Source organism: Bradyrhizobium sp. Unk1, assembly GCF_059512345.1.
On sequence record NZ_JCAMOP010000101.1, the window covers coordinates 1 to 7,602 of the forward strand.

The following is a 7,602-nucleotide window of genomic DNA, read 5'->3' on the forward strand; positions in this document are numbered from 1 at the left end:
CGCGGCACAATATGGCCGCTGGCCTCGATGAGATCCGCGGAACGAGGAGCCAAATCAAGTTTACGCGCTTGAGCGCATCGGCGGCAGTAGCTTCACTCGTTTCGGGATTTCGTCCCAAGGGTTCATCGCCTGTTGTTGCACCTTGCCCTCTGCCGGCCTGCGCCGGTCAGATCGTTTTGGTGGTCACTGCGTCACCGCGGTAACCGCCAATGGGTCGGGACGCCGATAAATTCCGCCCTTGTTCAGGAGCGCCCAGATGATCCGCGCCGTCTTATTGGCCTGCGCGACGGCGGCAACCTTGAAGGGCCGTCTGGCGAGAAGGGCCTTCAGCCACGGCCGCGCCCGAGCGTCGTTTCGGACACCCCGCAAGACGGCCGTTGCCCCGACGACGAGGAGAGAGCGGAGTTCCGGAGTTCCCATCTTCGATATTCGTCCCAGCCGTCTTTGCCTCCGCTTGAATGAGACCGCGGCGTCAATCCCAGCCAGGCGGCAAAGTGGCGAGCCGACTTGAACCCGCCGGGATCCGGCACAAGCGCCTTGATGGTCGCCGCCGTAATGGCGACGACGCCAGGGATTGTGGTCAACCGACGCATGTCCTCGTCGCGCTTGGCCTCCACGACGATTGCGCGCTCGAGCCTCTCGATCTGGTCGGCTGAAGCTTCAATCTCGTCGGCAATAGCCATCAGCGCGAAGCGCGCTGCTGCGGGCAGGCGAGCATCTGGCTCATCCCGTATGATTGCGACCAGCGCCTCAACCTTTGCCAGGCTGGCGGTGGCGATGATTTCCAATTCTGCCAGATGCGCGCGCAACGCGTTGACCGCCTGCGTTCGCTGCCGCACTAGAAGAGCGCGGGTCTTCAGCACCATCGCGGCAGCCTGTTGCTCAGCCGTCTTAATCGGCACGAAGCGCATGGTCTTTCGGGTCACCGCTTCGCTGATGGCCTCCGCGTCCGCCGCATCCGTCTTACCACGCTTGACGAAGGGTTTGACATAAGCCGGCGGAATGAGCCGGACCTCATGACCGAGAGCTGCGATCTCGCGTGCCAATAGTGGGCGCTACCGCATGCTTCCATTCCCACCAGGCATGGTGGCAGCTTCTCAAAGAAACGCAGAACTTCGCTGCGCCGTAGCTTCCGGTTGAACACGGGTGAGCCCTCGGCATCCGCCCCGTGAACCTGGAAAACGTGCTTGGCCAGATCGAGCCCGATGGTGATAACCTGTTTCACGGAATGGTCCCTCCTTTGTGGCGTTCGAACAACGACCACGTTCTAGCACTTTGATGCTGTTGGAGCGGGCCGTTCCACCACATCAAGTTTTAACCAGTCCTGAGTTCCCTCTGGCTGGTCGATTTACCCGGATGGGCAGCTGGTAGTGACGGGAGCTGTTGTCGCGTTTGCAACCCATGTTCGAGCGGTCTGCCGCACAATGCCACTTACGCAATAGAAAAGCGTCACTAGAACGCTTTCTGCCCCGGTGCGCAGCTGGCACGAGACTTGAAGTAGCTGCGGCAGTCGGCAGCCGTTGCTGACCGGCCACATTCGTCACTACTCAAGAAGGTGAAAGTATGAGAACCGATATGTCAGCCTATGGCGTAACCGAATTGACTCTGGAAGAAGCATGGGCAACTGCCGGAGGGGAAGGTGCCCCTCCGGAGGGTTGGGGTTGCGGTTGGCAGGTCATTCCCATTGAGGGGGGTGGTTGGCAGGTCCGTCCAATTCCGTGCGATCCGCCGCGCGGCGACTAACCTTTAATTGCAAACGTACCTGCGAGCCTGCCTGCGACGCGAGTAATCTATCCTGCGACGCTAGGCAGGCTCTTCTTCATGCCACCTCGCGAAAGCACCGTGCTCGACGAAAGGTCTTTGGGTGCGCCGCGGTTGAAGGTTTGAGAAAGTTCCGTTGAACGGCTCTGTCGCGGGCAATGCTAAGACTTCATCAGCGTGTGGGGGCGCTCAGCTATGGCTGGGTCGAATTCAAAACGGTTGTTATGGATGTCTTGCGGAGAAATCGCATGATTGCTCCACACTTCTCTCTTCGGGTGGTCGAAGAAATTTGCCGAGCAGCACCAGCGAGTGTTCCACATCTGACAAGGAGATAGCAATGAAGGCCGATATATCAGCGTATGATGTAACCGAATTAACTACTGAGAAGCCGCCGCCGCTTCAGAGGGTAAGTTCTTGGACTAAGCGGCTTCCTCTATCTGGTGGCGATCCCGGATTGGGCGCGCCGGGCGGTCTAATCAGGATGAGCGACCCACGGGGAACGTGCGCCGCCTATTGTCCTTCACACCGAAGGCAGTCAACTAACGCATTATCTCCCACGCAGCTACAGTTGCGAACATCTGAACGGGAAAATCTTTTGCGCCGGCTTCGTGGCGCGCGACTTCAGCCCGAGCGCCGCAATCCCATCTTGCGCATCAGCCGCTGCACGCGCTTGCGGTTGACCGCATGGCCCTCGGCCCGCAGCATCAGCGTCCGCCCCGAGCCGAGGAACGGCCAGGCCGTGACCAGTTCGCCGATCTGTCGCATCAGCGCCGATCGTCATCATCATTTGCGGCGGTCGGCGCCGGTCGATAAACGCCCGAGCGCGCTAGGCCAAGCAGTTGGCACTGCCGGCGCACTGATAGCTCTCCATGGGGCGGTCAACGAGCGCTGGGCGATCCGGGGCGCTCATCTTCCGGATCTCAAAATCCCGTTCCATACCAAATCCGTGATGGTGACTAAAAGTCCGGATTGGCTTCGAATGTTCGCGGCGCGTTCGGTCTCAACCGCATACAACCTGAAATCGTTGGATAGGGAACTGCGCCGTTGCAGCTTCGGCTGGCGCTCTTCTGTTGCGTAAGTGGCATTGTGCGGCAGACCGCTCGAACATCATGTGTTGCAAGCGCGACAAATCGAACAGGTGTCGAACTCGGTGATGATGGAAGGGGAAGACGACATGACGCCCGGTCTTGCAGCAACCGACTCACCTGACGGTAACTTAATCATCTTGTGTCTCTCTTTGGGCAGCCCGACGAAGCTGCCGACCTGCACTACCGACCGTTTCACTACGAACGACACGCAATGAAGGCCGATATGTAACCCTATAACTTAACCGAATTATCTGCTGAGAAACAGCCGCAACTCGATCAATCTAGCTTAGTGGTTTGGAACTGCTGATCGTCGTGGAATTGTGTGGCAAACTGTATGACTGACGTGTTACTGCCTCCAGAAATGATCTGCTACACTGCAGAGAGCATCCTATCACGAGGATCAGGACGATCTTTCGCGATCTACAAGATCATTGTGCTGTCTGTCGTTGCCGCGTTGGTGTCGCTGCCCGTCATCACAGTAACGCTTTCTGTTCAAAGTGCCGGAACCATTCGTCCCACCATCGAGAAGACTCCCCTGATCGCGCCCGTCTCCGGACGCATCTCTCGTGTTCTTGCCGTGGAGAACGGTCTCGTTGCACAAGGCCAAGAGATCCTAGCTCTCGACGATGTGGTCATCGAGGAAAAGATCGGTGCGCTTACAGGTGAAATCCGCCTGAAGCGCGATCGTGCCAGTGACCTCGAGGCGCTGATTTCCTACGGCGCGCAGCCCGACACCCCCGTCCGCCTCCGCACAGAGTCCGCCACGGCCGAGCGGCTCCATTTTATGAACCTGTTGCGAGAGAACCAATATGCCCGCAGCAATGCCGCGGCGGAACTCGAACGCGCTCAGCGACTCGTCGCGGTTGCTGCAGCGCCCGCCAAGGCGGTTGAGGAAAAGGCCTTCGCTCTGCAGAGCGTCGAGGTGAAAGGCGAGATCCTCGCCCGGAGCAAATCCGCCGAATGGAATCAGCAGCTCTTCGATGTAAATCTCCGCCTTCAGGAGCTCACCGCCAGCTTGCACCAACTTGAGAACGAACGCGACCTGACGCGCATTCGCGCTCCCGTGTCCGGCGCTCTCGAGCAATTCTCCGGCCTCTCAGCCGGCAGCTACGTCCAAGCGGGGCAAACCGTCGCTTGGATCTCGCCTGACGGCGAACTGGTGGCAGAAATCTACATTTCGTCCAAAGACATCGGCTTCGTGCAGCCTGGCCAGCCGGTGAGGCTCCAGGTCGATGCTTTCAACTACAATCAATGGGGGGTGATTGACGCGACAGTGCTAGAGGTCGCGCAGGACTTTACCCTGCAGGACAAGAACCCGGTCTTCAAAGTCCGTTGCGCCCTCTCTCGCAGTTACCTCGAGCTCACAAATGGCATCATTGGTCATCTGAAGAAAGGCATGATGGTGAGAGCCCGCTTCCTCGTGGCAGAGCGCACTATCCTGCAACTCCTCTACGATGAGATTGACGATTGGCTCAACCCGCTCTTGGCGGCTCGTTAATTATCCATTTCCAAGAAGTCAGTGAGCGGCATGTCGGGTCAAATCATCAAGTTCAAGCAGCGCGACATCACGGATTGTGGGGCTGCCAGTCTTGCTTCCGTTGGAGCCTTCTACGGTTACAAGTTGCCATTGTCGCGCATCCGCCAGTATGCCTCGACGGACCGATCCGGCACCACCGTGTCGGGTCTTTTGCAAGCGGCTCAAAAGCTGGGGTTCATTGCCAAGGGTGTCAAGGGCGGCTTCGATAGCTTGTACAAGATCCCCAAGCCGGCGATCGCGCATGTGATGGTCAAGGACGTCTTGCACCACTTCGTAGTGATCCAGGCGATCGACGCGAGGTGGGTCACCGTCATGGACCCCGCGTACGGCGAAATCCGCAAGCTGTCGCATGAAGAATTCAAGAGGCAATGGACTGGCGTCCTGGTGCTCCTGGTTCCGGCAGACACCTTCAAGCGCCGCGATGAGACCACCTCACCTCTTCTTCGCTTTGCCCGGCTGCTTGCGTCGCACAAAGCTGCTCTGACGCAGGCTCTCGTCGGCGCACTGGTAACCACCCTCCTCGGGCTGTCGACAGCCATTTACGTCCAGAAGATCGTCGACCACGTGATCACAGCGGGCAACCGCAATTTGCTCAATCTCATGAGCGTCGTGATGCTGCTGATCCTGGTGCCGCAGATCGTAATTAACCTGCTCAGAAACCGGCTGGTCCTGCAAACAGGGCAGAAGATCGATGTTTGCTTGATCCTCGGCTACTACAATCACGTCCTAAGCCTACCACAAAAATTCTTCGATAGCATGCGCATTGGAGAAATCGTCTCCCGGATGAATGATGCGGTGAAAATCAGGAGCTTCCTGAACGACGTCTCGATCACCATGTTCGTCAACCTGCTAGTCATACTGTTCTCGTTCGGGCTGATGTTCATCTACTCGTGGAAGATCGCCTTGGTCGTGGCTATCTCCATCCCACTATATGTCTTAGTCTATTGGGCCATTAACCGGCTCAATAGGACGCGCCAGCGCGCGATCATGGAGAATGCCGCCGATCTGGAGGCGCAATTGGTTGAATCGCTCGGAGCTGTTTCCACAGTCAAGTCTTTCGGTGTGGAGCGCTTCACTTGCCTCAGGATGGAAACGCGCTTTGTCAAGACCCTGCAATCGGTCTACAGCTCCGGCCTCATCTCGATCGTCGGAGACAATGCTTCTAGCTTTCTCTCAACTCTCTTCACAATCCTGCTAATGTGGTTTGGTACGACGCTTGTTCTGGATCAGGCCGTCACTCCGGGTGAGTTACTTTCCTGCTACGCACTGCTCGGCTATATCACCCGCCCTGTCGCCAACCTGATCCAAACCAACAGAATCGCTCAGGACGCGTTTATCGCGGCGGATCGCCTGTTCGAGATTTTCGACCTTGAGCCGCCACGCGGCGGCGGCATTGATGCCACCAAATCCGAGCTTGGTGATATCCGCCTGGAGAACGTCACCTTCCGCCATGGCTCGCAGCCGAAGCTCTTTCAAGATCTTAACCTCACCTTCCGTCGAGGCGAAATGACGGCCGTGGTGGGAGAAAGCGGTTCGGGCAAGAGCTCCCTTGCGGCGCTGCTGCAGAACGTCTACCCCCTTGAGAGTGGCCGCATTCGGATCGGTTCCTATGACATCAAAGACCTCTCGACCGTATCCCTGCGTAGGGTTATTGCTGCGGTACCGCAGTCGACGGACGTATTCTCAGGCTCGGTGATCGAGAACATCGCGCTTGGCGAGTTCGAACCGGAGATCGACAGGATTATGAAGGTCTGCGATCAAACTGGGTTGCGGGAGGTGATCGAGAATTGGCCGGGAGGGTTCCATGCCTATCTAGGCGAAAACGGCGTGCGGCTCTCTGGCGGCGAAAAGCAGCGCCTTTCGTTGGCCCGAGCTCTGTATCGGGATCCGGACATCCTGATCCTTGACGAGCCGACCTCCTCTCTCGACTCCGTTGCCGAAGCCACTATTCACCAGCTCCTTGATGATTTGCGTCGTGCCGGCAAGACCATCGTGGTCATCTCTCACCGACTCAGCACTATCCGTGCTGCCGACAAGCTTGTCATGTTACACAAGGGACGGATCGTTGCTGAAGGCAGGCATACTGATCTGCTGGGTGAAGCCGCTTACCTTCGCTTGTGGCAGACGCAAACAGGGGCCAGCTAAAGTTGCAGATGATGCTGATCGCACTCAACGCTTGCTTCGTTAAACACGCTCTGCTCGTTCTGCTTAGCGCCACCATTGAATATCTTTCGTTTGGCTGGGAAATCCACCGATTCAAAATGCTTCCGGGACACACCGCGATCGTTGCAGAACTGCGCAGCGTTGGCGCGACGCTGTACGTCGGTTGCATCAACGGCGAGGCAACGCCGCTCCTGAAGTTCGGTACAGATATCCGCCCGGAAATGGTTGACGTGAGCTACAGGCTCGACGATGCACCGATAGTGCAGCGCTATGCCACGGTAGGTCATGACGGTCGCTATCTCTGGATTTGGCAATTGGACGGCAGTGAAGCCGTCGAGCGCCTACGGAACGCACAGCGACTTACGATCGCCTAGGCAATATCACCGTCGATTTCGACCTGAGCAAGGGACCTCGCGAGCGACCTCAGCTCAGGTGCGCCCCCTTTCCTGTCTGAACCTCGAAGGGCGTGAATGTGGTGATCTTCCCCCGAAAAAGTAGACGGCTCCATCTCGATCGGGGCGATATATCCGATTGCGGAATGAGCCGAGTTCGATTGTAGGAGCCCTCGATGAAGGCGAAGATATCGCGTTGGGGCTCGGCGCGGGTCTTGTAGTCGCGATGGTGAACGAGCTCGGTCTTCAGGGTATGCGATTCCAGCGTCACGTTAGGCGATACATCCCGAAAGTCCGCGCCTGTCATCCGCATCCCAATCCGCGGTACACGTCATGACCCAAGCAGGAGCCGTATGCGGTAGCTCCGCACGTACGGATCTGAGCGGGGCGCGCTGGGAAACCAGCGTCCCTACCGCGACCGTTGTACCTGGCGGCCGTCATGGATCTCTTCAGCCGAAAGATCGTCGGCTAGGCCATGCAGGATCATATGCAGGTCAAACTCACATCCGCGGCGCTGATGATGGCCATCCGGCAGCAACGGCCGCAGGCTGGATTGTGATCCATCACTCCGATCGCGGCGCGCAGGGCGGATTCAAACGGTCGTCGCAACACCGTGAAGTTGGAGGTTGCGATGAAAGTTGTAAGTCGACGTTCGACACGG

5 protein-coding genes and 2 pseudogenes are annotated in these 7,602 nt (G+C 57.9%); 4 read left to right on the forward strand and 3 right to left on the reverse strand.

Annotation, left to right across the window (positions count from 1 at the left end):
* Positions 1-183: 183 nt before the first annotated feature.
* Positions 184-1,225, reverse strand: a pseudogene (locus AC5ZFO_RS46540) (IS110 family RNA-guided transposase).
* Positions 1,226-2,382: 1,157 nt separating this feature from the next.
* The gene (locus AC5ZFO_RS46545; protein ID WP_496124077.1) at positions 2,383-2,526 is read right to left on the reverse strand and encodes an IS3 family transposase; all 144 of its coding nucleotides are present in this window, start codon (positions 2,524-2,526) and stop codon (positions 2,383-2,385) included.
* A gap of 684 nt (positions 2,527-3,210) precedes the next feature.
* Between AC5ZFO_RS46545 and AC5ZFO_RS46550 the strand changes: the two genes are divergently transcribed.
* From AC5ZFO_RS46550 to AC5ZFO_RS46560, 3 genes are read left to right on the forward strand one after another with little or no spacing between them, the layout of a single operon-like run.
* Positions 3,211-4,347: an HlyD family secretion protein gene (locus tag AC5ZFO_RS46550; RefSeq protein ID WP_496124080.1), complete on the forward strand. Its 1,137-nt coding sequence runs from the start codon at positions 3,211-3,213 to the stop codon at positions 4,345-4,347.
* Positions 4,348-4,377: 30 nt separating this feature from the next.
* Positions 4,378-6,531 (forward strand): peptidase domain-containing ABC transporter, encoded by a 2,154-nt coding sequence (locus AC5ZFO_RS46555; protein ID WP_496124081.1) that lies wholly within the window; start codon positions 4,378-4,380, stop codon positions 6,529-6,531.
* Positions 6,532-6,539: 8 nt separating this feature from the next.
* A complete protein-coding gene (locus AC5ZFO_RS46560; protein ID WP_496124078.1) occupies positions 6,540-6,923 on the forward strand; it encodes a hypothetical protein in 384 nt (127 codons plus the stop codon).
* 49 nt (positions 6,924-6,972) lie between these two features.
* On the opposite strand, the gene AC5ZFO_RS46565 is transcribed toward AC5ZFO_RS46560, so the two are convergent.
* Positions 6,973-7,254, reverse strand: coding sequence for an IS3 family transposase (locus tag AC5ZFO_RS46565; RefSeq protein ID WP_496124079.1), 282 nt, complete (start codon positions 7,252-7,254; stop codon positions 6,973-6,975).
* A gap of 108 nt (positions 7,255-7,362) precedes the next feature.
* Here AC5ZFO_RS46565 and AC5ZFO_RS46570 point away from each other — a divergent pair.
* Positions 7,363-7,526: pseudogene (locus tag AC5ZFO_RS46570) on the forward strand (DDE-type integrase/transposase/recombinase); the annotation flags it as partial.
* Positions 7,527-7,602 lie beyond the last annotated feature (76 nt).